Annotated in this window: 25 protein-coding genes; 13 read left to right on the forward strand and 12 right to left on the reverse strand. The window is 50.6% G+C overall.

Annotated elements, in window-relative coordinates:
* Positions 1-78: 78 nt before the first annotated feature.
* Both EKM73_RS02335 and EKM73_RS02340 read right to left on the reverse strand, forming a co-directional pair.
* On the reverse strand, positions 79-1,149 hold the full coding sequence (locus EKM73_RS02335) for a peptidoglycan recognition protein family protein (protein WP_125700387.1): 1,071 nt from the start codon (positions 1,147-1,149) through the stop codon (positions 79-81).
* Between the two features lie 227 nt (positions 1,150-1,376).
* Positions 1,377-1,880 carry a Fur family transcriptional regulator gene (locus tag EKM73_RS02340; RefSeq protein ID WP_125700388.1) on the reverse strand — a complete coding sequence of 168 codons (504 nt, stop codon included), beginning with the start codon at positions 1,878-1,880 and terminating at the stop codon, positions 1,377-1,379.
* Between the two features lie 396 nt (positions 1,881-2,276).
* Here EKM73_RS02340 and EKM73_RS02345 point away from each other — a divergent pair, with 396 nt between their 5' ends.
* From EKM73_RS02345 to EKM73_RS12725, 4 genes are all read left to right on the forward strand, one after another.
* Positions 2,277-2,963, forward strand: a complete 687-nt coding sequence (locus EKM73_RS02345; RefSeq protein ID WP_125700389.1) for a VIT1/CCC1 transporter family protein — start codon at positions 2,277-2,279, stop codon at positions 2,961-2,963.
* Positions 2,964-2,978: 15 nt separating this feature from the next.
* Entirely contained in the window at positions 2,979-3,686 is a 708-nt protein-coding gene (locus tag EKM73_RS02350) for a VIT1/CCC1 transporter family protein (RefSeq protein ID WP_125700390.1), read from the forward strand.
* 96 nt (positions 3,687-3,782) lie between these two features.
* Positions 3,783-5,363 (forward strand): APC family permease, encoded by a 1,581-nt coding sequence (locus EKM73_RS02355; protein ID WP_225421257.1) that lies wholly within the window; start codon positions 3,783-3,785, stop codon positions 5,361-5,363.
* Between the two features lie 67 nt (positions 5,364-5,430).
* Entirely contained in the window at positions 5,431-5,583 is a 153-nt protein-coding gene (locus EKM73_RS12725) for a hypothetical protein (protein ID WP_164508828.1), read from the forward strand.
* Between the two features lie 125 nt (positions 5,584-5,708).
* Here the strand turns inward: EKM73_RS12725 and EKM73_RS02360 are convergent, their stop codons facing one another.
* On the reverse strand, positions 5,709-6,164 hold the full coding sequence (locus EKM73_RS02360; protein ID WP_125700392.1) for a GNAT family N-acetyltransferase: 456 nt from the start codon (positions 6,162-6,164) through the stop codon (positions 5,709-5,711).
* A 140-nt stretch (positions 6,165-6,304) separates the two neighbouring features.
* Here EKM73_RS02360 and EKM73_RS02365 point away from each other — a divergent pair, with 140 nt between their 5' ends.
* Positions 6,305-7,348, forward strand: coding sequence for a lactonase family protein (locus EKM73_RS02365; protein ID WP_125700393.1), 1,044 nt, complete (start codon positions 6,305-6,307; stop codon positions 7,346-7,348).
* Between the two features lie 26 nt (positions 7,349-7,374).
* The gene (locus EKM73_RS12860; protein ID WP_125700394.1) at positions 7,375-7,602 is read left to right on the forward strand and encodes a hypothetical protein; all 228 of its coding nucleotides are present in this window, start codon (positions 7,375-7,377) and stop codon (positions 7,600-7,602) included.
* A 150-nt stretch (positions 7,603-7,752) separates the two neighbouring features.
* Here EKM73_RS12860 and EKM73_RS02375 read toward each other — a convergent pair whose 3' ends face one another.
* The 3 genes from EKM73_RS02375 to EKM73_RS02385 are packed head-to-tail and all read right to left on the reverse strand — an operon-like array spanning position 7,753 to position 11,723.
* Positions 7,753-8,673, reverse strand: coding sequence for a sce7725 family protein (locus EKM73_RS02375; protein ID WP_125700395.1), 921 nt, complete (start codon positions 8,671-8,673; stop codon positions 7,753-7,755).
* A gap of 3 nt (positions 8,674-8,676) precedes the next feature.
* Positions 8,677-9,363 (reverse strand): hypothetical protein, encoded by a 687-nt coding sequence (locus EKM73_RS02380; RefSeq protein ID WP_125700396.1) that lies wholly within the window; start codon positions 9,361-9,363, stop codon positions 8,677-8,679.
* Positions 9,360-11,723, reverse strand: coding sequence for an ATP-dependent DNA helicase (locus EKM73_RS02385; RefSeq protein WP_125700397.1), 2,364 nt, complete (start codon positions 11,721-11,723; stop codon positions 9,360-9,362). The genes EKM73_RS02380 and EKM73_RS02385 overlap by 4 nt, the downstream gene beginning before the upstream one ends.
* A gap of 153 nt (positions 11,724-11,876) precedes the next feature.
* Here EKM73_RS02385 and EKM73_RS02390 point away from each other — a divergent pair, with 153 nt between their 5' ends.
* Both EKM73_RS02390 and EKM73_RS02395 read left to right on the forward strand, forming a co-directional pair.
* Positions 11,877-12,140, forward strand: coding sequence for a PTS sugar transporter (locus tag EKM73_RS02390; RefSeq protein WP_125700398.1), 264 nt, complete (start codon positions 11,877-11,879; stop codon positions 12,138-12,140).
* Positions 12,141-12,205: 65 nt separating this feature from the next.
* Entirely contained in the window at positions 12,206-12,409 is a 204-nt protein-coding gene (locus EKM73_RS02395) for a hypothetical protein (RefSeq protein WP_125700399.1), read from the forward strand.
* A 480-nt stretch (positions 12,410-12,889) separates the two neighbouring features.
* Here the strand turns inward: EKM73_RS02395 and EKM73_RS02400 are convergent, their stop codons facing one another.
* A complete protein-coding gene (locus EKM73_RS02400) occupies positions 12,890-14,143 on the reverse strand; it encodes an RNA-guided endonuclease InsQ/TnpB family protein (RefSeq protein WP_125700400.1) in 1,254 nt (417 codons plus the stop codon).
* A 95-nt stretch (positions 14,144-14,238) separates the two neighbouring features.
* Here EKM73_RS02400 and tnpA point away from each other — a divergent pair, with 95 nt between their 5' ends.
* The gene (tnpA, locus tag EKM73_RS02405) at positions 14,239-14,658 is read left to right on the forward strand and encodes an IS200/IS605 family transposase (RefSeq protein WP_125700401.1); all 420 of its coding nucleotides are present in this window, start codon (positions 14,239-14,241) and stop codon (positions 14,656-14,658) included.
* Between the two features lie 147 nt (positions 14,659-14,805).
* On the opposite strand, the gene EKM73_RS02410 is transcribed toward tnpA, so the two are convergent.
* The gene (locus EKM73_RS02410) at positions 14,806-15,156 is read right to left on the reverse strand and encodes a hypothetical protein (protein ID WP_125700402.1); all 351 of its coding nucleotides are present in this window, start codon (positions 15,154-15,156) and stop codon (positions 14,806-14,808) included.
* Positions 15,157-15,435: 279 nt separating this feature from the next.
* Here EKM73_RS02410 and EKM73_RS02415 point away from each other — a divergent pair, with 279 nt between their 5' ends.
* From EKM73_RS02415 to pstB, 4 genes are all read left to right on the forward strand, one after another.
* Positions 15,436-16,326, forward strand: a complete 891-nt coding sequence (locus EKM73_RS02415) for a phosphate ABC transporter substrate-binding protein PstS family protein (RefSeq protein WP_125700403.1) — start codon at positions 15,436-15,438, stop codon at positions 16,324-16,326.
* 82 nt (positions 16,327-16,408) lie between these two features.
* Entirely contained in the window at positions 16,409-17,362 is a 954-nt protein-coding gene (gene pstC, locus EKM73_RS02420; protein ID WP_125700404.1) for a phosphate ABC transporter permease subunit PstC, read from the forward strand.
* Complete coding sequence (gene pstA, locus EKM73_RS02425) at positions 17,352-18,239, forward strand: phosphate ABC transporter permease PstA (RefSeq protein WP_125700405.1); 888 nt, start codon at positions 17,352-17,354, stop codon at positions 18,237-18,239. The genes pstC and pstA overlap by 11 nt, the downstream gene beginning before the upstream one ends.
* 11 nt (positions 18,240-18,250) lie before the next feature.
* Positions 18,251-19,054: a phosphate ABC transporter ATP-binding protein PstB gene (gene pstB / locus EKM73_RS02430; RefSeq protein WP_125700406.1), complete on the forward strand. Its 804-nt coding sequence runs from the start codon at positions 18,251-18,253 to the stop codon at positions 19,052-19,054.
* Positions 19,055-19,127: 73 nt separating this feature from the next.
* Here pstB and EKM73_RS02435 read toward each other — a convergent pair whose 3' ends face one another.
* The 4 genes from EKM73_RS02435 to EKM73_RS02450 are packed head-to-tail and all read right to left on the reverse strand — an operon-like array spanning position 19,128 to position 22,909.
* Positions 19,128-20,198 (reverse strand): ABC transporter substrate-binding protein, encoded by a 1,071-nt coding sequence (locus EKM73_RS02435; protein ID WP_125700407.1) that lies wholly within the window; start codon positions 20,196-20,198, stop codon positions 19,128-19,130.
* Positions 20,195-20,998 carry an ABC transporter permease gene (locus EKM73_RS02440; protein ID WP_125700408.1) on the reverse strand — a complete coding sequence of 268 codons (804 nt, stop codon included), beginning with the start codon at positions 20,996-20,998 and terminating at the stop codon, positions 20,195-20,197. The genes EKM73_RS02435 and EKM73_RS02440 overlap by 4 nt, the downstream gene beginning before the upstream one ends.
* Positions 20,995-21,819: an ABC transporter permease gene (locus EKM73_RS02445; protein ID WP_125700409.1), complete on the reverse strand. Its 825-nt coding sequence runs from the start codon at positions 21,817-21,819 to the stop codon at positions 20,995-20,997. The genes EKM73_RS02440 and EKM73_RS02445 overlap by 4 nt, the downstream gene beginning before the upstream one ends.
* On the reverse strand, positions 21,797-22,909 hold the full coding sequence (locus EKM73_RS02450) for an ABC transporter ATP-binding protein (protein WP_125700410.1): 1,113 nt from the start codon (positions 22,907-22,909) through the stop codon (positions 21,797-21,799). The genes EKM73_RS02445 and EKM73_RS02450 overlap by 23 nt, the downstream gene beginning before the upstream one ends.
* Positions 22,910-22,925: the final 16 nt, after the last annotated feature.

Consider the following 22,925-nt stretch of genomic DNA (forward strand, 5'->3'; position numbering starts at 1 on the left):
GCTGACAGCCGCAGACGGAAAATTAACGCAAAAAAACGAGGCCGGAATAATTTCCAACCTCGTTCGTAATTATTAAATTTAGTTGCTGCTAGAGCTCGAACTTACGCTAGAACTACTGACAGCTGAAGCGGAATCGGAACTTGCACTAGCACTCGTGGCCGTTGCCGTAGTTTCCGTTGGGACATCCTTCACGCCGGTCAGATTGCCGGAGTAGACCCAGTAACGGGTCTTACTAGTCGTGTTCTTAGATGTCTTGATCCGGTACCAAGTGGTGCCAGAACTCTTCTTAGCCGTCATGTCAATATAGTAAGTCTTGCCAACCTTAGGGGAAATCCTTGACCAACTTTGACGCGTGGCGTTCTTGTTGGCACCCTTAACGTGGTTGTACAGGTAGTACTTGGTGTACTTACTGCTCAACTTGGCTTGCTTGTTGACGGACGTGTAATCAGCACTAACTAACTTGGTATGCTTAACGTTCATCGCGTTGTAGTACTTCTTGACCATCTGATAGAAGGCGGCCATGGTGTATTTCTGACCGAAGTACTTTTTCCCAGTGGTGGAGTAGTAGCCAACTGGGTCGGTATGTGAAGAGCCACCCAGGTTCTTCGCAACGGAACCGTGAGACCAGACCGTTCCCTTACCGTCATAAGCGGCATCGTTAGGCTTCAGGTCGTATTGGTTTAACAGGTAGGCCGTGTACCAAGCCGCGTTAGAGATTTCGTGGGCAAAGGCGGACTTACTGTGAACTTCCACTTGTTCAAATTGAACGAAGCGCGCATTCCCAGGGAAGCCGACACCCCAAGCCAAGTAATCGGTATTGGCAATGTTGATGATCCGGGAACCATCGACGAAACTGTGCACGAAGGCGTTGTTGTAGTTACGCTTCATGTAAGCAATTTCGTTATAAATGGTTGAAGATGGATTGGCCGTTTCGTGAATGACGACACCTTCAGGCTTGGCCTTACCATGACGATACTTATTCTTTGGAAAACCACTCCAAATGGACTTGGTCACCTTAGCAGGCTTAATATTTTTACTACTGATATAATCGTTCACCTTGGAGCTCGCGTTAGCCGTCGTGGTGTTGGTCATTCCGAGAACGCCAACGACCCCTAAGGCGGCCAGTGCGGTCAATACTACTTTATGCATCTTCACCCTGATCATCCCTCAAATCTTTTTAGTATACTGCGGCTGTCACACCGCTCAGTCGATATTCTTCAGTTATCAACTATATACAATATCGGCTAGTGCGACAACCGCCGGGAGGAGTCGAAACTGTAATATTACGCGATTAATATCGATACTGACGGGATTTGTTTAGGGTGTTTGCAAATACATTAAATGTTTACGACACCTGTAACGTGGCTGTAACATTGCTATGACAGCGGTTTCGAGCCGTTAGCGGCCCAATTTTTCCGACTGGGATCGATGTGGAGCTTCTGCTGGCATTCGGGGCACAGACCGTACACTTCGACGTGGTTGCTGGTAATCATGTAGCCAGTTTGCGCCGCGGCTTCATCGTTGAGCCGCTGTTCAATCTGTGGAAAGTCAGGAGCGAAGACGTCCGTGATCTTGCCGCAGTTTTCACAAATGACGTGGTAGTGGGGCCGACCGTAAAAGTCGTAACGCAGGCCACCGTTATCGTTGGGCAGTTCAATGACGACGCCCAGATCGACCAATAGATTCAGGGTATTATAGACCGTAGCCATGCTCAGGTTGGGGAGCTGACTGGCCAACGCATTAAAAATCGTTTCCACCGAGGGATGATTGTGATGGGTGACGAGGTAAGTCAAAATAATTTGCCGTTGAGGCGTGACCCGGACATGATGGTCCTTCAGGGTCTGTAAGGCTTGAGTCAACAATTGTTGTTGCGTTGCCATGATATTATCCCTCCTTAATTTTAAAGTTGCTAGTAAATTTCTTATTTATAATCACTCTAGTTTGCCTCTATTAAACCACACTTTGACAATACTTCCAGTTTTATGCCTCACCGTAGAATCCTAGACGGCTGAATTGAATAACTTTGATTTTTAGAGTTTACTTTTATAGGTAACCTGAGTACAATGTATTTGTTAGCAGTTAATAATGATTCTAAATTAGAATCAAAAACCGCTATTTTCTGACCAGGTGGTCACAAACTATGATGATACCACAAGAGCCGGGGCTCGTGGCAAACCACTTAATAAAAGTTGGACCACAATTTAGTTTGTGACACCTAACTTTTATTTATAAGAGTGTTAAGATAATAGACGGATATTATTTGGGGGCGGATAGATATGAAGAAAGAGAAGAAAAAGGCAACATTGGCCCAACGGATCAACGTCCTACGGGCCAGTGTGATGGGGGCCAACGATGGCATCCTCTCCGTGGCTGGGATTGTTGTGGGGGTGGCTGGTGCTGCGACGAGTAGCTTCGCCATCTTTATTTCCGGGATTGCCGGCATGATCGCCGGGACCGTGTCGATGGCCATGGGAGAATACGTCTCGGTCAACGCGGAAAAGGATGCGCAGCGCAAGGCGATTGAGACTCAGACCGTGGCGTTGGATAACGACTACGAAGGCGAATTTACTTTCGTCAGGGACAAATACTTAGCGAGTGGGATTCGCCCGGAACTGGCCGATCAAGCGGCACGGGAAATGATGAGTGAAGATCCCCTCAAGACCACCGTTCGGGAACGGTTTGGCTTTAACGTTGGGGAGTACACGAACCCTTATTCTGCGGCGATTGCATCGATGATTTCATTCCCAACAGGCTCAATTCTGCCGTTGGTTTCGATTACCTTGCTGCCAGAGCAGTGGCGAATCATTGGGACGTTTATTGCCGTGATCATTGCGCTATCGATCACCGGCTACACGGCTGCTATCTTGGGCAAGGCCAACCGGTGGAATGGCACCAAACGGAACGTTATCGCTGGAATTTTAACGATGCTGGTGACTTACGGCATCGGTAGCTTATTTGCATAGAGGGGGGCTAATTCCATGGCAGCAAATGAAGAAGTACGCGTCAAAAAGCAAAAAGAAAAACAAACGATGAGTGAAAAATTAAATACCTTGCGGGCCGGGGTGCTGGGGTCTAACGATGGGATTTTAACCGTTGTTGGGGTATTGTTCAGTGTCGCCGCAGCCACGAACAATCAATTTACGATTTTTATTGCCGGGCTCTCCGACCTGTTGGCCTGTGCCTTCTCGATGGCTTCGGGGGAATACGCCTCCGTCAGCACGCAGAAGGATACGGAAAAGTCAGCCGTCGCGCAGGAAGCGGCGCTGTTGAAGACCAACTATGCCGACCAGGAGGCCGCGGTTCAGAAGTTTTACGAGGAACGGGGCGTTTCCGCCGAGACCTCACTGGCCATCGCGCAGGACTTGATGCACAAGGATGCTTTGGCTACGGTCGTTAATGTGAAGGAAGATATCCAACTCGGCCACTACATGAATCCGTGGAACGCCGCCTTTTCTTCACTGATTGCGGCCTCACTGGGGGGCGCCTTTCCCCTGATTGCCATGAGCCTCTTTTCGACAGCCTGGCAATGGCCAGCAACCATTATTTCCGTGTTACTTTCAGTAACTTTAACCGGGTTTCTGAGTGCTAAATTAGGACATGGGTTAGTCCGGACGGCGATTATCAGAAACGTCATTGTCGGGATCATTACCATGTTTATTCACTATTACGTTGGGCAACTCTTCTAAGTGAAATATCGCTGCTTTCTTAGCGCATTGCCAGATTCCTAGTGTACAATGGGCCAATATCTTTTTTGAAAGTGAGGAATTTGGTTGAAGCGCAAGATGAGTTTATTTTCATTAGTCATGCTAACGCTGAGTGCCATCATTGGTTCAGGTTGGTTGTTTGGGGCGGGAATGGCCGCTCAGATCGCCGGCCCAGCCGCTATCCTATCTTGGATTCTGGGGGCCGTGGTTATCGGCCTGATTGCATTGAATTATATTGAACTGGGAACCATGTTTCCGACGAGTGGGGGGATGAGCCAGTACGCGGCCTTCTCTCACGGGCCCTTGCTGGGGTTCGTCGCCGGTTGGTCCAACTGGCTGTCGTTATTGACGATTATTCCAATCGAAGCCGTTGCCGCCGTGCAGTACATGAGTTCCTGGCCCTGGGCCTGGGCGAACTGGACTAGGGGATTCTTGAAGGATGGGAACATTACCAATCAAGGATTAATGGTCGTCTTCCTGTTTATTCTGGCCTTTACGTTATTGAACTTCTGGTCGGTGAAATTGCTGACGAGATTTACCAGTTTTATTGCTGTTTTCAAATTAGCAATTCCCACGTTGACCATTATCGTGTTGATTGCGACGGGGTTTGAGCCGAATAACTTTGGTCATACCGCGGGCTTCATGCCCGGTGGGAGTGCGGCCATCTTCTCGGCAACGACGGCTGCGGGCATTATCTTCTCGTACAACGCCTTTCAGACGACGATTAATATGGGGAATGAAATCGAGCACCCGGAGCGCAATATTCTCTGGGGCATCGTGATTGCTTTTGGAATCAGTACCGTGATCTATACGCTCCTGCAGGTTGCCTTTATTGGCTCCGTGCCGCCAGCAAATCTGGCTCACGGGTGGCAGGGTGTTAACTTCCAGTCGCCGTTTGCGGACATTGCCATCCTGTTAAATCTGGGTTGGCTGTCAACGCTACTGTACTTGGATGCCTTCGTCTCGCCATTCGGGACCGGGGTGTCCTTCGTGGCCACGACGAGTCGCGCCTTGGCTGCCATGACGGGGACCAAGCACGTGCCGACCCGGTTGGGGGAAATCAACCGGAAATACCAGACCCCACGGCGAGCCATGGTAGTCGACATGTTACTGGGAGTCCTACTGGTTGCCGGTTTCCGGAACTGGAGTGCGTTATCTAACGTGATCTCCACGTCGACACTGATTGCTTACCTGACGGGGCCAGTCACGGTGACTGCGCTCCGGCATCAGGGGAGCGACTTCGTCCGGCCGTTTCGGCTCCACGGCATTCACGTGTGGGCACCGGCCGCCTATGTGCTGGCCAGCTTGGCCATCTACTGGGCGAAGTGGCCGACCACGGTCGAGGTCTTTGGCGTCATTGCCTTAGGCTTAATCTGCTACATTTATTACGAAGTCCGCCAGCCAGCGGGATGGCACGCGTTACGCGCGAGCCTCAAGGGAAGCCGCTGGTTATTGGCGGAAATGGTCTGGCTAACGCTAATGTCATACGCCGGCAGTCACGAGTTCGGTGGGATCGGGCAGATTGCCTATCCCCTAGACTTCCTGATCGTCGCATTGGGTAGCTTGGCTTGTTATTATCTCGGGGTTCATGATGCTTATCGGAGTGATTCTTTTGACATCGCACGCGAATTAAATCAGCGGGTGACGGAAGAGGATTAGGTTTTTAGGGAGAGTTTAAAAAAAGCTGCTAGGCCAATATGAGGTCTAACAGCTTCTTTTGTCGTTAATGTGTGATTTATCTATTTGGGTCGATACTGATAAAGACCGGTACTTAAGTGATCAAGTGGGGCTGACGTGGCTTAAAGCCATGTTAGCCGTGAGGGCGGTGCCAATCAACTCAGCCGTGGGAATTCTCTTAGTGGCGGTCTGTGCCGCTTAGAGAATTGGTGACTTTGAAACTCGGTCCTCAGAGGTTCAAAGCAAGCCTGGAGACCGCTCTGTGGCTCCAGGCGTCCTCCCACAGCGTCACGGCTGATTGGCACCGCCCGGTAAGGCGACCTACTTTTACCGATGTAAGCACCAGGTCCAATCGGCATCGGCAGTATTTGCCGTAAAGCCGGCCGCTGCCAGCACCGTTTCATCCAAGTTGACGGATGGTGTCAGCGTGAGCTCGGTCAGTTGTAATTCATCGCGGCCGAAATTAACTAGGCGGTCGACGATTTCCTGTTGCTCGTTAATTGGCAACCGTTTACCCTCTAAGCCAGCGTGGCCGGTGTGAGCAGGTAGATCCAACGTGAAAAAGCCGCCCCAGCCCACTAACTTGTGGGTCCGGCGCCGTTCAATCCCCCAGGTGAGGGTGGATTCCTTCATGGTGGAGCGCATAGTATTGTTGATCCAGTCGGCAGTTTCGGCGAGATCACGATTCGTGAGTGTGGCAACATTTTTTAATTTGAAACGGGTAAGCCAGTCGAACCGAAAACTAGGTGTTAACAGCGGGTGGTAACCCTCAAAGCTAGACATTTACAGTGATTCCTTTCCTAAAGCCAATTTACCCTATTGTACCGGTAAATCGACGAGGTTGCCAGTGACTTCGTCAGGTGTTGTTGGCTGAGCTGTGCTATACTTGAAATAGATATGGTAAGTTGAAAGGGGTAGCACACATGACGGAAGATTTTTATATTGGGACTTACACCAAGCGCATTAGTCGCGGGATTTACCGGGTGAGTCTGGACACGAAGACGCCTAAGCTGATGGATTGCGAATGGTTAGCGTCTGCTGGTAGTCCGACTTATATTGCGAAGGCCGCTGAAAAGCGCCTGTATGTCATCAACAAGAAGGAAACCGATGGCCAGACCCAGGGTGGTTTGATCATCTATGATGTTTCCGAAGAAAAGCCACGGGCGATTCAACAAGTGCTGGAACACGGCGCTTCGCCAGCTTACGTTGCGGTTGATGAAGCCCGGCAATTGGTCTACACGGCCAACTACCACAAGGGCTTGGTCGACGTCTATGCTATCGCTGACGACGGAACCTTGACGGAAACCGACGAAGTTCACGATGACGATCCAGTTGGACCAGCACCGGAACAGGCCGATGGGGCCCATCCTCATTTCACTAATTTGACGCCGGACAACCGGTTGGTCGTTTGTGACTTGGGAACGGACAAGGTCTACATTTACGACGTTTCTGACGCCGGAAAATTAACGGCAGTTAGTCACGTTGATCTGCCTGCTGGTTATGGTCCTCGGCACATCATCTTTGATGACAAGAAGGGTGTTGCTTACCTGGTCGGTGAATTGAGTAGCAACGTCGCTACCTTAGACTACGATGCCGCCGCTGGTAAATTAACGGTTAAGCAAATTAGCCACACCATTCCTGATGACTGGACGGCCCACAACGGTTCAGCCGCCATTCGTTTGAGTAGCGATGGCCGGTTCGTGTACGTTTCCAACCGGGGTCACAACTCCATCACGGTCTTCGCGGCCGATGACGAAGGTAAGCTGACCACGGTACAACGGATCTCCACGGAAGGTGACTTCCCTCGCGATTTCAACATGAATTCCGACGAAAGCTTAGTCATCGTTGTTAACCAAAACTCTGACAACGCGACGCTATACAAGCGGGACGCGGACAGCGGTAAGTTAACGATGGTGCAGAAGGACTTCATGGTACCAGAAGGCGTTTGCGTGGTGCCGGTGAAATAAAGAGTGTGAGCTAAGGCGGTTAGCCAATGAGCATTAACGTCATAAGAAGAAAAATCCCGGGTTTGGATTATTCTTCTTATGGGGTTAAGCGCAGTTGGCTGCCTTGGGGAACACGTTTCGGCAACATAAAATTAGGGACGTTATCAGTGAGCATTAACGTCAATAAGGAGAAAATCCCGGGTTTGGATTTTTCCTTATTGGGGTTAAGCGGAACTGGCTGCCCTTGCGAACACGTTTCGGCAACAGAGAATTAGGGCGTAATCACCAAACCAAAGTTGCCGTCATTAAATGCCAACAAAACTAAAAACGAGTAACCAGCATAAAAAGTCTGGTTACTCGTTTTTTAATGTCTGTAAATAACGGTTGTCTCAACCCAAAGGTAGTGAGCACCCATCCAGCAAAGCCTAATTCAATGGAAACTGCTTCTTAAAGTACCCAGCCATTAGTTGCAGATGATGCTCTAAACTCAGTCGTTTAACCACACCCAATCCAGGGAAATGCTGTTGCTCATGGTAGGCGGCCAGTTGTTGCGCCGCGGGAGTTTGCGTGGCCGCTGATTGTTGTGGCAACCACTCGGCTAGCTTAGCCACGGCCTGAAAGAACTTTTCCTTGGGATGGCGGAAGTCGTCGCGGTCGGTGGAAACGAAGCGATGGATGCGGAGTTGATTTCCCCGGAAATACGTGAGATGCAGGGTGACTGCTTTGGCGGGATAACCGTGCTCGCTGTAGTGGCCGCCACCAATCGTGTAGTCACTGAAACCGACGTAGTTATTGAAGTCAGCCAGTGTCCAATCATTGCTGAAGAAACCATCCTCGATATCGGCGTAGCTCCGTTCGTGTTCCGGGAACCAGGCGTGGTCAAAGAGGCTGACAGTCGGTCGGTCCAACAGCTGGCGAATACGCGCTTCCGGGGGCACCAGTAGATAGTTGGGTGCCGTCAACCAGCCGGCGTGTTGGGCCGCCTTGAGCTCGTCGTATTGCCGAGCAATCAGTAATGTGCGGTGTCCAGCCGGTGCTGTGAGACTATCCGGAATGAGGGTGGGGGTCAGCACGTGGCCAACAATGAGGTTGGGGTTATCCTGATACGGCCGCCAGTCGTGAAGCTTCTGCTGGGTCAACGCATAGTCACTCACCGTTGGATTGGCAATGACGGCTACGGGTTGCTCGTGGTCGACGAAGGCCGCCACCGTTTGTGGTAGGGCGCGGATGTCCCTGACCGGTTCGATGATGGGGATGATGTTCGCGGGCAGCACGTGTTGTTGGGCAATGTTTTTAAGTGCAAGCAGGTCGTACTGCCGGCCGCGAAAGTAAGGAAAATAGAGCATGTGTCAGTCCTCCCTCAATCGTTGCTGCAGGTCGTGAAGCTCCAGATTCAGGGCGTCCACTTCGGTTTGGAGCGCAGTGACGGCGGCCGACTGGGTATCTTCGATGAATTGGTCGTAGAAGTTGGCCTCGGGATCGTAGATATCGTAGTGTTGGTGGCGCTTCTTCAGTTCCTGATAGAGGTGATCGGTGCCATACTGCTTCAAGCCAGTTTCCATCTGTTTGGCCTTGTTGACCTCACGGGCCTGAGACGCAATGAAGCGGGTGGTCAGCTGACTAGCCGGCACCTGTAATTCTTGACGGCGTGGTGGTCGCGCTACGGTCAAATAGCCCGGTGTTACGGGGGCTTCGGTGGCCGTCGCCAGCATGTCCTTATCGAAGGGGCGATAGATCAATACGCCAATACCGGTGGGAATTTCGTCTGCAACTTCCTGATAAAGGTTCAGCGGGAGAACGAAATAGTTGTAGTGACCCACGAAGGACAGTTTGGCCTTGGAATGGAAGTCAGACTTGGTGACCTTCAGTTCGTAGCAACGCCATTCAATCGACAGATCCGGCATTTCCTGATAGCTGAGGGTGTCGACGATGCCGGCGTCATCGGGCATCGTGACTTCTTCGACGGGGAAGGCACCGGCTTCACGACAGTAATAATAGAGTGTTTTTTCTAAAGCAAGGGTAAGCTTGGTTTTCATGAGGAGACCTCCTGGTGCCAGAAATTTTGCACGGCAGTCGTCAGTTGTTCGGGACGGTAGAGGCGACGGAAGTGCTGCCAATGTTGCGGATACAGATTGGTGTAGCGCGGGCTGGAGAAACGTTGGTCCATCAGTAGAATAATCCCCACGTCCTTGGAACCACGAATCAAGCGACCAGCCGCCTGGAAAACGTTGTTCAAGCCGGGCAGCTGATAGGCAAATGCGAAGCCCTGTTGGGACTGTTCATCGAAGTAGTCGCGAATCAAATCGGTTTCCGGATTGATGCCAGGGAGGCCAACACTGACGACGCCCACACCGATTAGACGGTCCGCTTTGAGGTCGATGCCCTCGGCAAAGATCCCGCCGAGAAGGGCAAAGCCGACCAATGTTTCCTGAGGATCGGCCACGAAGTTTGCGAGAAAGGCAGTGCGGTCGGCTTCAGCCATTTTAGACTGTTGAACAACGGTTTTAATGTGTGGGTAAGCCATTTGAAAGGCCTGAGTGACGTCGAGCAGATAGCTGTAGGACGGTAGGAAAATCAGGTAGTTACCGGTCTTCCCGTCCACCAGCGTCTTAATTGCCAGCAAGATGTTGGCGAGATTGGCGTTACGTTGTTTATAGGTTGTCTGAATGTAATTGGTGACCAGAATCGCTTGGTGCTGCGGTTCGAAAGGTGAGTTGAGCTGATAGGCCAGGCTTTCGGTATCGCCACCCAGGACCGTTTGATAGTAGTCCATTGGGGAAAGGGTTGCCGAGAACAGGACGGCGCCGTGGCCCAGGGCAAGGCTGTCGGCGAGAAAGGCGCTGGGGTCCAGACAGAGCTGCTTGATGGTGATGTTGCCGTCCGCCACGGCTAGACGCATGCGATAGGTGTCGTCGTAATACTCACCGATTCGTTGGTAGCTGATGGCGGCGAAGTAGTAGTCGAGAATGCTTTGGGTGAAGGGTGTCTGGGGCTGGTCGACCAGCCAATCGTGAATAGCTTCGACCAGTCGTGACAGGTCGTGGTTGAAGTCCTCTGGTGGTGTGAGAAAGGTAGTATCGGTCTTGCCATCCTGAAGGAGTGGGGCCACGATATCGTCGAAGGTGGCGCGTAGATCCTGCAGACGACGCCGGAGTTTTGGCGTGGCCTGCTTGAGGTCGCGACTCTGCTCGACTAGGCGATCCAACGGCCGACTGGTGAGTTCGGCGGAATACATTTCCCGTGAGCGGCTGACCAGGTTGTGGGCTTCATCGATCAGGAAGAAGTTGTCCGGGTCCTCGGCGGTAAAGAACCGTTGGAGGTGGACTTGAGGATCGAAGAGGTAGTTGTAGTCGCCGATGACGATATCACAAAAGAGACTCGCGTCCAGTTGAAATTCAAACGGATCGAGCGTGTGTTTGCGGGCGTATTTTTCGATGACGGGTCGTGTGAGCTGGTCGTTGTGGTCGATGAGATCGAGCAGGGCTGGTTTCAGCCGATCGTAGTAGCCTAGCATGTAGGGATTCTCATCCGGTTGTAGGTCGGCCTCCTCCGGAAATTGAATCTTTTCCTTGGCCGTGAGCGTGATGCTCTTGAGCTTGAGACCCTGGCTTGCCATGAGGCTGATGGCCTCTTCAGCTACGGTCCGGGTGCTCTGTTTGGCCGTCAGGTAGAAGATGCGTTGGATGACGCCTTCGCCGATGGCCTTGATGGTCGGAAAGAGGGTCGAAATTGTCTTTCCGGTACCGGTTGGGGCTTCGGCGAAGAGCCGCTTGTTGGTGAGAATCGTCTTGTAGACGGCAACGGCGAGCTCGCGTTGACCTGGGCGGTAGTGGCCGAAGGGAAAGGTGAGCTGCTGAATCGTCGGGTCGCGGCGTTCTCGCAGATCGGACCGGAACTTCAGCCAGGTGACGTACTCGGCAATGACCTTGTCGAAGAAGTCTTTAGCGGCTTGACGGCTGATGACTTGGTCCGTCTGAGTCGTCGTCTCGGTGTTGGTTTGAAAATAGGTTAGGGTTAGGGTAACGTCGTCGAGGTCGGGCTCCTTTTGCATCAGCAGGTAGGCATAGAGCTTGACCTGGCCCCAATAGAGGGTCAGGGTGTTCTCACTGAGTTGGTCAAAGACGGTCTCAGATGTCTTGATCTCTTCGATACTGGCGCCGTCATCGGTCAACGTCACGCCGTCCGCCCGGCCGTGAAGCAGGTAGTCGGCGCCGTTTAAAGTCAGGTTCAAATCAAGATAGTATTCTTTTTGATAATTTTCTCCGCGCTGTTTTTGCAGGCGACGGTGGATGCGCGCACCCAGGAGCGCCGTATTTTGGCTATTGCTGGTGCTACCCAGATCCCCGGTTCGCAAGGTGAATTCCACTAATTCACGAACCCCTAGTTTAATTGGCATGCGCTCATCGCCTCCATTTCTGGCAATAATCATACCATACTTTGGGCTGACTTTGAACGCGTGTTCGTGGGATAGTTTACCCTTGTGAAATAATATGAAAAGTCTTGGCTTTCAATATGTAATCGCTTACAATAGAAGCAAGAGGTGATCATGATGAAGACAATTGGATTCCCATTATTTGAAGAGATGCCAACCGTTGATGAAGCCCCCGCATTACAGAAGATTTGCCAGAGACATGATAGTAAGGCCAAGATCAAGGTGCGTGACTTGGAAATTGACCCGAGCCAACACGAAGAGGTCGCTGGGCTGACGGACTACGCGGGCCATTACGTTCGCATCGTTGCGGAAGGTCCAGACGAGGCCCAGCTGGCTGGCGCAATCCATCAGCAATTGGCCGCAGATAAGTATTGTTACTAGCCGCTTGACGGCGGTCACCAGATTCGCTAAGCTCAGGTTAAACAGAAATTCAAGGAGACTTAGCGGTGAGTGAAGAACAGATAGCACGACTATGTGAAATTGCCCCCAAGTATGGCTTACATCTGGAACATGAGGGCTTGGTCATCACCAAGGTAAACGACCAACCCACGGAGCTAGACACAACCAAGTACATGCCGGACCAGTTCATTGATTTGCTGACACAGATTATTGGGACGAATATGAAGGCCGATTTGTGGGATTGGAAATAGGAAAAGAGTGCGCCAAGGAGCGGTTAGACAGCGAGCATTAACGTCAATAAGCAAAAAATCCTGGGTTTGGATTATTTGCTTATTGGGGTTAAGCGCAACTGTCTGCTCCTTGGCGCACGTTTCGGCTATATGAGATTAGGAAACAACTCAGAGCATTAACGTCATAAGGAGAAAAATCCCGGGTTTGGATTATTCTTCTTATGGGGTTAAGCGCAGCTAGCTGCCTGTTGTCCCACGTTTCGGCTATATGAAGTTAGAAATCAGATTTTTCCAAAGCGGTATCCATAGCTTCAAGACAAACAGTCCGCAACGATCAATTATATGTCAACCACGTCCGTTTAAAAACGGACGCTTGCGAGAACCACACCCCACGGCATGGTGACCACAGTTTGCTTAGATACAGCGCTAGCCTATGAATAGGACTTATCCGCTAATTACCAAAGCCTTTTAGGTCCGCAGGTTGCCAGACGGACTCATTTCTTACAAGAGTTCTAAACCCTTAGCTAAAATATTTTTAGCCGCGTTATGATCACGCACATGGAATACCCCACAATTAGGACACGTCCACTTGCGATCAGCTAACGTCAACTTGTTCTTACCAGTCAAGACGTGACCACAATCACTACAAGTTTGCGTTGTATTTCGGGGATTGATAGTCAAAAATTTCCGACCGTACAACTCAGCTTTGTAGGCTAGCATGTTTAATAGTGTTCGCCAACCAACGTCCGAGATACTCATTGCCAAAGCATGGTTCCGCAACATGTTTTTACTCCGCAGTTCTTCAGCTACGACTAAATCGTGGTTTTTGATCAAGGCCGTAGAGACGTGGTGTAAAAAGTTCTTACGTTGATTGGCAACTTTAAGTTGTAACTTAGCTACTAGTAACCGTTGCTTTTGATAATTTTTGGACCCTGATAAGCGTCGTTGGCTCTTTTTAGCTCGTCTAGCCCGCCGTGACAGCTTTCGTTGAGCTTTAGCCAGTCTTCCCTTAATCGTCCGGTAATAACGTGGATTAGCAATCACCTGTCCATTGGAATCCGTCAGAAAATTATCAAGGTTTAGATCAATCCCGATTTTAGATTTCGTAACTCTTTGCTTGGCAACGAAAGGGTATGCCGATCCAAGCTGCAGGGACACAAAATAATGGCCGACAGTATCCATTGAGACCGTTGTCGTACCAACCCTGACATCATCGGCACGTGATAAAAGTTTTGATGGAAATCCCTTGAAACGGAGACGCCCAAGCTTGGGTAGTTGTAGGTGGTGGGTATCATTTAGTCTTACGCTTCCATTGCTCATGGTTGGCACTGTCACCTTGGCACTGTAAAGACACGACGTTTGATAAGTCTGAGTATAACTACGTTTATGAAATTTGGGAGTCCCCGTCTGATGGACCTGGTGGAATAGTTTCCAAGCAGTCTTGTAATTCTTGATAGCATTGGCTTTCATCAGACTGTCAAAGTCCGGATGATTGAGCCAACCATGACTATTGGAGATAGCAGTTGATGGTCTTTTTAGACGTTCAGTCAAATCAGCGATTCGATCCAAGACAATTGTAATCGGAATCTTCACTTGCTTTAACCAGAATAGGTCATTGTTCATGCCATTCATCTGATTATAAATAAACCGACTCGCGTCACTGTTACGCTTAATCAGTCGTTTTTGTTCAGTTGAAGGAAAGACTCTAATCTTAACGCCATAATGATAAGGTAATTGGGACATTGTTTTCGCCATAAATTGCCACCTCCTTTTGCTTGATAGTAGCATATCATATGAGTATACTGTATCCATAGCAAAACGACTTATAATAATATTTATGGAGGAATCATATGAGCAAAGACACTAGCGGAGCAATTCACGAACGAGGTTATGTTTACAACTTTCATTTTCACTTGGTCTGGGTCACTAAATACCGGCATGAAGCATTTACAACGCCAAAGTTAGTCGCTGAAATGACCGATATTCTAACGAAAATAGCCCGACTGAACGAAGTGACCATTGAACAAATGGAAGTAATGCCTGACCATATCCACTTATTACTGAGCTTTAAACCCAAGTATGCACCCACCAATATTGTCAAAGCCTTCAAGGGCGGTTCGGCTCGCCTGTTCTTTGAACTACATCCAGAGATAAAGGCTCAGAAGTTTTGGGGTGGGCATCTCTGGGCTCCAAGTTACTTCATGAGTACCCTTGGTGATATGAGCAAGAAAACTGTAGAAAACTACATTGCCAGTCAACGAAAGAGATAACGGCATTCATCCCTTGTTTGAAAGCAAGGGAATTCTGCCTAGCTTCTATTAAAACTTCTCATATATAAACTCAGTCAGACAAATACAACGAAAAAATACCGTTAGCCCGGTGACTTTAAAAGTCAATCGGACTAACGGTATTTGCGTTTAAGCTTCTTCCCAACGGTTAAATTCTTGGGGATGGCTACTCAGGTAGTCGATGGCCTCTTGGCCCAACGCCTTGGTTGCGGCATCGAAGTCACTTGGTGCGTCAGCTTTATCGGCGTCTGCTTCGTCCCGTAGGAAACCGGAGGCGAGGTCCAAGTACTTGGTCCGCCGACCGACGCCATTGTCCTTGAACAAGTCGTCCAGACCGGTCAAATCACTCTTACCGGCGGCAGCGACTTGCTGTGCTAAATCTGATTTTTCACCCAATTTTGATGCGGCATAATCCATTAAGAAATCGTTCATATCAACGATCATGGCGTGTCGTGCTTTACGTTCACTTTTATTTGCCACTTCTGGTCACCTCTTACTCTAATTCTAGCCATTTTGCCGACGAGACGCAATTAACGACCCACATTTACGCAATTAATCGTGTTTGGGGCTTAACTACCGAAATATAAAGGAATTTATGGAGAATTTGGCAACATTTACCGAAAATTTACACGATTGCTACGAATAATATATATTCATCGCTTAGAATCAGGGTTGTAAGTTATGGGGAGGCATTTTGAGAAGAGCATCGTGTGATTCTTGAAATGGTTCTACTACTTTAAATGACATGGAGTGACAGAGATGAATAAGGGATCAAAGTTAGCAATGGGGATTGCAGCACTTAGCATATTATTAGTCGGTTGTGGGAAAGCCACCAGCTCAACTAGTAGTAAGGGAAGTAGCGAAGCACTTTCTGGTAAAGTAACTGCCGTGGGGTCAACTGCATTACAACCACTGGCAGCTAAGGCAGGCGCCAACTTCACCGCTAAGAACAGCAAGGTTAATTTGACCGTCCAAGGTGGGGGTTCCGGGACTGGGTTAAGTCAAGTTCAAGCCGGAGCAGTTTCAATTGGTGACTCCGATATTTTTGCCGAAGAGAAGGATGGTATCAAGGCTGACAAGTTGACCGATCACAAGGTAGCCGTCGTGGGGATGGCACCAGTTGTCAACAAGGATGCCGGCATCAAGAACTTGAAGATGGCTCAAGTGAAGAAGATCTTTACTGGGAAAATTACCAACTGGAAAGAAGTCGGTGGTAAGGACCAAAAGATCGTCATCATCAACCGGGCACAAGGTAGTGGGACTCGGGCAACGTTTGAAAACGCCGTATTGAAGGGCGCAACTGCCATTAAGTCACAAGAACAAGACTCTAACGGTGCCGTTCAAAAGATTGTTTCCACGACGCCAGGGGCCATCAGTTACTTGGCCTTCTCCTACTTCACGAACAAGTTACAAGCCGTTTCTATCGACAACGTAACGCCAACGGATAACAACGTGCAAACGAACAAGTGGAAGATCTGGTCCTACGAACACATGTACACCAAGGGTACGCCTGACAAGGCAACCGCTGCTTTCCTGAAGTACATGGACTCTAAGGCCGTTCAAAACAGCTTGGTTAAGGACATGGGTTACATCAGTATTCATGACATGAAGGTTACCAAGGATGCTAAGGGTGTCGTTACCCAGAACTAGCACCGAAAATCTTTGTCAGTAGTCGTCACAGGGTGGAGGTGCGGTCGTAGCACCTTCACTTTTTTTAAGGGGGAGTCATTCAATGGAACAAACTAATTCACAGCTAAAAAACCAAGACACCAAATCACATGAGTGGGATACACGGTTGCATCACGCAACTAAGGCCACCCATGAAGATTGGATCGGTCGCGGGATCAGCTACTTCTGTATCGGTATTATCATTCTCGTGGTCGCGTCGATGCTGTGGTTCATCACCTCGAAAGGGATTGCCACGTTTACGCAAAATCACGTGAGCCTCTGGAAATTTCTATCGGGTACTAACTGGGCACCCGACCAAGGTCAAATAGGGGCATTACCAATGATCTTAGGGTCATTCGCCGTTACCTTTGCCGCCGCAATCGTTGCAACCCCGTTTGCGTTGGGCACAGCCATCTTTATGACCGAAATCTCGCCGAACCGGGGCCGGAAATTCTTACAACCAGTTATTGAGTTGCTGGTCGGGATTCCATCCGTGGTCTACGGGTTCATTGGTCTAGCCGTCATCGTACCGTTTATGCGGCACGTGGTCGGTGGCTCCGGTTTCGGGATCATCTCGGCAACTTTTGTCCTGTTCGTCATGGTCTTACCAACGATTACGTCGATGACCGTCGACAGCTTACGAGCCGTTCCACGCTTCTACAAGGAAGCGTCACTGGCATTGGGGGCAACACGTTGGCAGACGGTGTCACGGGTTATTCTTCGCTCAGCGACTTCCGGAATCTTAACCGCAATCATTTTTGGGATGGCCCGGGCCTTTGGGGAAGCCTTAGCCGTACAAATGGTGATTGGGAATGCCGCAATCATGCCGAAGAACTTGATCTCACCAGCTTCAACGTTGACCAGTCAATTAACGACGGGAATTGGGGACACCATCGATGGCACGTTACCGAACAACGCCCTGTGGTCATTAGCCCTAATTCTGTTATTAATGTCACTATTCTTTAACGCGCTGGTGCGTTTCATTGCTAAGAGGGGGCAACTCAAACATGAACGCTAAACGGACTGATTTCATCGCAACGGTCGTGATTGACTTGATCGTTGCCTCCGTCGTGGGAATTCTTTTCTTCCTGCTCGCTTATATTTTAACTGCCGGACTGCCTCACGTGAGCTGGTCATTCCTGACGGGTGCAACCGATGCCTTTAGCGGTGCCGGTGGTATCGGCGTTCAACTGTTCAATTCCTTCTATCTGTTGGTCTTGACGATGTTGATTTCCGTACCCATTTCCTTGGGTGCCGGGATTTATCTAGCCGAATATGCAAAAGACAACTGGCGGACTAGTCTGATTCGTTCCGCGATTGAAGTGCTGAGCTCCTTGCCATCCGTAGTGGTGGGGCTGTTTGGTTTCTTACTCTTCGTGGTGAAGTTCAAGATTGGATTCTCCGTTATTTCTGGGTCGATTGCCCTGACCTTCTTCAACTTACCGTTATTGACGCGGAACATTGAAGAATCACTCAGCGCGGTTTCACGGAGTCAACGTGAAGCCGGCCTGTCACTGGGCTTGTCCAAATGGAAGACGGAACTGGGCATCATCTTACCGGTAGCCTTACCGGGAATTGTGACCGGGATTGTCCTCAGTGCTGGGCGGGTCTTCGGTGAAGCCGCTGCCTTGATTTACACGGCCGGGCAGAGTGCACCCGTGACCAACTTCGCGGATTGGAACCCAATGGATCCAGCGAGTCCGCTGAACCCATTCCGGCCAGCCGAAACGTTGGCGGTGCACATTTGGAAAGTGAACACGGAAGGACTGGCCAGCAACGCGGCAGCCTTATCCGCTGCGGCTTCGGCCGTCCTGATCATTGCGGTTCTCCTCTTCAACCTGGGCGCACGGTTATTAGGAAATTACCTGTATCGGCGCGTCACGGCTAGCAAGTAGGGGGTGCAGTCATGTTAAAACAATATTCATTCGAAGAAACTGCGGTACAAACGTTTGACGATAAGACATCGTTAGCGATGCGGACCGAAGATATGCAAGTCTTCTATGGCAGTAACCATGCCATGTTTGATGCGAACTTAGCTTTTCCCAAGAACCAGATTACGGCGCTGATCGGTGCTTCTGGTTCTGGGAAGTCAACGTACCTGCGTTCACTGAACCGGATGAACGATGGGATTGCCACGGTAACCGGAAAGATCTGGTACCACGGCGTTAACATCAACGAACCGGGTGTGAACATCTACGAAATTCGCCGGCACATCGGGATGGTCTTTCAGCGACCAAACCCCTTTGCCAAGTCAATTCGGGAAAATATCGTCTACGCGTTGCGGGCCAACGGTGTCAAGAAAAAAGCTGAGCTCGAGGAACGCATCGAACAGAGCCTGAAAGGGGCCGCCCTGTGGGATGAAGTGAAGGATAGCCTCGATAAGAGTGCCTTATCCCTATCCGGTGGTCAGCAACAACGGCTGTGTATCGCGCGGTCGATTGCCATGGCACCAGACGTTCTCCTGCTGGATGAACCTTGTAGCGCCTTGGACCCTATTTCAACAGTTAAGGTCGAAGAAACCTTGCTGGAACTGCAAAAGAAGTATTCGATTATCATTGTGACGCATAACATGCAACAGGCGTCGCGAATCAGTAGTCAATGTGCCTTCTTCCACTTGGGCCACATCATGGAATACGCCCCAACTGGAACGATGTTTAGCAATCCCCAAATCCCTGTCACACAAGATTATATCGCCGGTAGTTTTGGCTAGATACCGGCACGTCAAAGCCCCGCAACGGAGAAACGTTGCGGGGCTTTGTTAACTAATTAGTGGCGAGTCATCACTAATGATGCATCTTGAATTCAAGGTAGAGGTCGTTGTAGAGCTGGACCTTCGTTGGTGAAAGGTCGCGGTAGACCTCTAAGTGACGCAAGGTCGTAGCATCGGGATAGAATTGTTGATCATCGCGAGTGGCTTTGGGCAGTAGCGTCTTAGCTTTCCGGTTGGGCGTGGCATAGCCGACGTATTCCGCGTTCTGTGCGGCGTTATCCGGCCGCGACATGAAGTTCAGAAAGGCATAGATGGCATTGGTGTGCTGCGCCGTCTTGGGAATGACGAGGTTGTCGATCCATAAGTTACTGCCTTCGCTGGGCACGACGTAGTGGAGATGGTCGTTGTTTGCCAACATTTCTGCGGCTTCCCCCGACCAATCTACGGCGATTGGCGCTTCATTTTGGGTCATGTACATTTTGATCTCATCAGCAACCGTTGCCTTGACGTTCGGTGCTAAGCGATTGAGCTTCTGTTCCGCCGCCCGCAACGTTGTCGGATCTGTAGTGTTCATGGACTTCCCCTGTGAGGCGAGGGCCATTCCCATGATGTCACGAGCCGAGTCGATCAACATGATGCGATCGCGATACTTGGTGGACCACAGGTCGTTCCAGTGGCGAATGCTGCCGGGCTTGATAAACTTATCGTTGTAGATGATGCCTAACGTTCCCCAGAAATACGGCAACGAGTAGCGATTACCCCGGTCAAACGTCTGATTCAGAAACTGTGAATCGTAGTTCTGCAGGCTGGTCAGGCGGCTTTTATCGAGTGGCTGGAGCAGGTGAGCACGTTTCATCTTTGCCACCATGTACTCACTGGGTACCGCCAAATCGTAGTGGGTGCCACCCTGGTTAATCTTGGTATACATGGCCTCGTTGCTGTCGAAGGTCTCGACGTTGACGTGGTAGCCGGTTTCCTTTTGAAATTTTTTCAGGAGGTGCGGGTCGATGTAATCGCCCCAGTTGTAGAGGTTCAGCACCTTACTCCCCGTGCTCCCGCTAGAGGCCTGAAGCTGATGGCCAGTGTAGGCGAGCAGCCCACAGACCGCCAGCAGGCTTACAATCAAACTCACTAAACGTTTCATGAGGTTACCTCCCGCTTCCGGTGACGGCGCTTCTGACTCGCCTGTTGAATCCAATAGTAGCCGGCAACCAGTAGCAGTGAGAACAGGAACATGACGCCGGACAGCGCATTGATTTCCAGGTTGATCCCCTGACGTGCCCGCGAGTAAATCTCCACGGACAGCGTTGAGAAGCCGTTACCGGTGACAAAGAAGGTCACGGCAAAGTCGTCCAACGAGTAAGTCAAGGCCATGAAGAAACCTGCGAAGATGCCGGGTGAGATGAAAGGAATAATCACCTGCGTCAAGAGTTGCCGGGTGGTCGCTCCCAGGTCTTGCGCGGCGTCCAGCAAAGAACGCGACATTTCGCGAAGTCGGGGAAGGACCATCAACACGACGATGGGAATCTCGAAGGCGATGTGACTCATGAGGACCGTCCCGAATCCCAGTGGAATCTTCAGCATTGTGAAGAAGATCAGGAAGCTCGCCCCGATGATTACGTCCGGGGAGACCATCAGGACGTTGTTCAGCGTGAGTAGCGATTCGCGCGTCACCCGTTTGGTTGTGCGGGTAATACTGAGCGCACCCAGGGTACCAATCAGGGTCGCAATCAGCGAGGACAGCAGGGCAATCAACAGGGTGTTGGCCACGATTGCCAGCATCCGCGCGTCACTGAACAGCGTTTGATAGTGGCGCCAGGTGAAGCCGTGGTAGTTGGTCATGGTCTCACCCTGGCTAAAGGAGTACGCAATCAGAAAGATAATGGGCGCGTACAGGATGATAAAGACCAGAATCAGGTAGGTATTTGCCAGTTTATGTTTCATCGTGGCGTCCCTCCCTTCGTCTTCTGGTCGCCAGTCAGGAGCATGACAACGATCATGGCCACAATCAAGACAACGCCAATCGTCGAGCCCATGCCCCAATTCATCGTGGTCAGGAAGTGTTCTTCGATTGCCGTCCCCAGCGTGATGACTTTGTTACCGCCAATCAGTCGGGTCAACATGAAGAGGGAGAGTGACGGAATGAAGACGGCCTGCACCCCAGCCTTGACGCCGGGAAGTGTCAGCGGAAAGATCACGTGGCGGAAGGTCTGCCAGGTACTGGCCCCCAGATCCTTACTGGCATTGACAAACGCCGGATTCAGGTCATCGAGAGCGTTGTAGATCGGTAGAATCATGAATGGAATCTGGATGTAAGTCGCCACGAAAATGAAGCTAGCGTTGGTAAAGAGAATCTGCTGTGGGCCGATACCAATGAACGTGAGAAATTGGTTGGCGAGGCCAGCCTGACTGAAGATGCCGATGAACGCATAGGCCTTCAGGAGAATGTTAATCCAGGTGGGCAGAATCACCAGCAGTAACCAGAATTGGCGGTGCTTGAGCTGATGGATAAAGTAGGCCGTGGGATAGCTGATCAATCCGGTGAATAACGTGATTAAAAAGGCATACCAGACGGAGTTCAGTGTCATTTTTAAGTAGGTTGCGGAGCGGAAATAAGTGCTGTAATTGGTTAACGTGAAATGCTGGCCCAGATCAAAGAAGGATTGATAGATAATAAGGGCGACCGGAGCGATGACGAATAGCGCCAGCCAGAGGCCGTAGGGAATGAAGTACACCCAGGTTCTACGTTTCGTCAACGCCATCATCCTCCAATTCTTCGTAGGTCTCGAGGCGCGCGTCGAACTCGGCTTCCTTCTCGCCAAAACGCATGACGTGGAGGTCCTGTGGCCGGAAGGTAATGCCAATGGTCTCGCCATCCTCGGCAGGGTTGACGGAGTGGATGAGCCAGTCGTTGCCGAGGGTGTCGGTTGCCGCGATTTCGTAGTAGTCACCACGGAATAGCTGGGTGTCGATGGTCACGGTCAACTTGGCTTGATCCAGCGTGGTTAGGGTGAGATCTTCGGGACGGATCACGACCTCAACCGGTTCGTTGTCGGGAATCCCGGCATCGGCGCATTCAAACTGATGGCCACCAAAGGCGACTTGAAAGTCTTCAATCATTTTAGCGGGGAGAATGTTGCTCTCCCCAATGAAGTCGGCCACAAAATGGTTGATCGGTTCATCGTAGATATCGACGGGCGAGCCACTCTGCAGGACCTCACCTTGATTCATGACGAAGATCTCATCGCTCATGGCGAGGGCTTCCTCTTGATCGTGGGTGACGAAGAGGAAGGTAATACCCAGGCGCTGTTGGAGGTCGCGCAGTTCGTATTGCATTTGCCGCCGCAGTTTAGCGTCTAGAGCGGACAACGGTTCGTCGAGTAACAGAACTTTAGGCGCCATAACGATGGCGCGGGCAATGGCGATTCGTTGCTGTTGGCCACCGGAAAGTTCACTGATGGCCCGGTCGCCATAACCGGCAAGCTGGACAAGCTTGAGGGCCTTAGCGACGCGTTCGGCGATTTCAGCCTTGGCGACCTTTTTAAGCGTGAGGCCAAAGGCGACGTTTTCTGCCACGGTCAGGTGAGGGAAGAGCGCGTAATCTTGGAAAACCGTGTTGACGTTGCGTTTGTTGGCGGGGACTTCGTTGATCCGTTGCCCGGCGAAGAGGACATCGCCTTCGGACACGGACATGAAGCCGGCAATCGCCCGCAGAATTGTGGTTTTGCCGCAGCCCGATGGTCCCAGTAAGGTATAAAATTTGCCGGACTCGAGTGTCAGATTAATATTCTTCAAAATGGTGTGATTTCCGTAACGTTTGGTGACATTGCGCAAGGTAATAAGTGGTTGCGTCATCAGGCTACCTCCTCTA

Origin of the sequence: Levilactobacillus fuyuanensis (assembly GCF_003946395.1) — a bacterium.
In the GTDB taxonomy this organism is placed as follows: Bacteria; Bacillota; Bacilli; order Lactobacillales; family Lactobacillaceae; genus Levilactobacillus; species Levilactobacillus fuyuanensis.

Excerpts from the sequence above, each read along its gene's own strand:
- EKM73_RS02390 (WP_125700398.1), top strand. The coding sequence starts at position 11,877 with ATGAAGACAATTGGATTCCCATTATTTGAAGAGATGCCAACCGTTGAT.
- pstA (WP_125700405.1), top strand. The coding sequence starts at position 17,352 with ATGAACGCTAAACGGACTGATTTCATCGCAACGGTCGTGATTGACTTG.
- EKM73_RS02415 (WP_125700403.1), top strand. The coding sequence starts at position 15,436 with ATGAATAAGGGATCAAAGTTAGCAATGGGGATTGCAGCACTTAGCATA.
- EKM73_RS02445 (WP_125700409.1), bottom strand. The coding sequence starts at position 21,819 with ATGATGGCGTTGACGAAACGTAGAACCTGGGTGTACTTCATTCCCTAC.
- EKM73_RS02350 (WP_125700390.1), top strand. The coding sequence starts at position 2,979 with ATGGCAGCAAATGAAGAAGTACGCGTCAAAAAGCAAAAAGAAAAACAA.
- EKM73_RS02375 (WP_125700395.1), bottom strand. The coding sequence starts at position 8,673 with ATGCTCTATTTTCCTTACTTTCGCGGCCGGCAGTACGACCTGCTTGCA.
- pstB (WP_125700406.1), top strand. The coding sequence starts at position 18,251 with ATGTTAAAACAATATTCATTCGAAGAAACTGCGGTACAAACGTTTGAC.
- EKM73_RS12860 (WP_125700394.1), top strand. The coding sequence starts at position 7,375 with ATGAGCATTAACGTCATAAGAAGAAAAATCCCGGGTTTGGATTATTCT.
- EKM73_RS02440 (WP_125700408.1), bottom strand. The coding sequence starts at position 20,998 with ATGAAACATAAACTGGCAAATACCTACCTGATTCTGGTCTTTATCATC.
- EKM73_RS02400 (WP_125700400.1), bottom strand. The coding sequence starts at position 14,143 with ATGGCGAAAACAATGTCCCAATTACCTTATCATTATGGCGTTAAGATT.
- pstC (WP_125700404.1), top strand. The coding sequence starts at position 16,409 with ATGGAACAAACTAATTCACAGCTAAAAAACCAAGACACCAAATCACAT.
- EKM73_RS02365 (WP_125700393.1), top strand. The coding sequence starts at position 6,305 with ATGACGGAAGATTTTTATATTGGGACTTACACCAAGCGCATTAGTCGC.
- EKM73_RS02345 (WP_125700389.1), top strand. The coding sequence starts at position 2,277 with ATGAAGAAAGAGAAGAAAAAGGCAACATTGGCCCAACGGATCAACGTC.
- tnpA (WP_125700401.1), top strand. The coding sequence starts at position 14,239 with ATGAGCAAAGACACTAGCGGAGCAATTCACGAACGAGGTTATGTTTAC.
- EKM73_RS12725 (WP_164508828.1), top strand. The coding sequence starts at position 5,431 with ATGTGTGATTTATCTATTTGGGTCGATACTGATAAAGACCGGTACTTA.
- EKM73_RS02435 (WP_125700407.1), bottom strand. The coding sequence starts at position 20,198 with ATGAAACGTTTAGTGAGTTTGATTGTAAGCCTGCTGGCGGTCTGTGGG.
- EKM73_RS02340 (WP_125700388.1), bottom strand. The coding sequence starts at position 1,880 with ATGGCAACGCAACAACAATTGTTGACTCAAGCCTTACAGACCCTGAAG.
- EKM73_RS02335 (WP_125700387.1), bottom strand. The coding sequence starts at position 1,149 with ATGCATAAAGTAGTATTGACCGCACTGGCCGCCTTAGGGGTCGTTGGC.
- EKM73_RS02355 (WP_225421257.1), top strand. The coding sequence starts at position 3,783 with ATGAGTTTATTTTCATTAGTCATGCTAACGCTGAGTGCCATCATTGGT.
- EKM73_RS02380 (WP_125700396.1), bottom strand. The coding sequence starts at position 9,363 with ATGAAAACCAAGCTTACCCTTGCTTTAGAAAAAACACTCTATTATTAC.
- EKM73_RS02450 (WP_125700410.1), bottom strand. The coding sequence starts at position 22,909 with ATGACGCAACCACTTATTACCTTGCGCAATGTCACCAAACGTTACGGA.
- EKM73_RS02360 (WP_125700392.1), bottom strand. The coding sequence starts at position 6,164 with ATGTCTAGCTTTGAGGGTTACCACCCGCTGTTAACACCTAGTTTTCGG.
- EKM73_RS02385 (WP_125700397.1), bottom strand. The coding sequence starts at position 11,723 with ATGCCAATTAAACTAGGGGTTCGTGAATTAGTGGAATTCACCTTGCGA.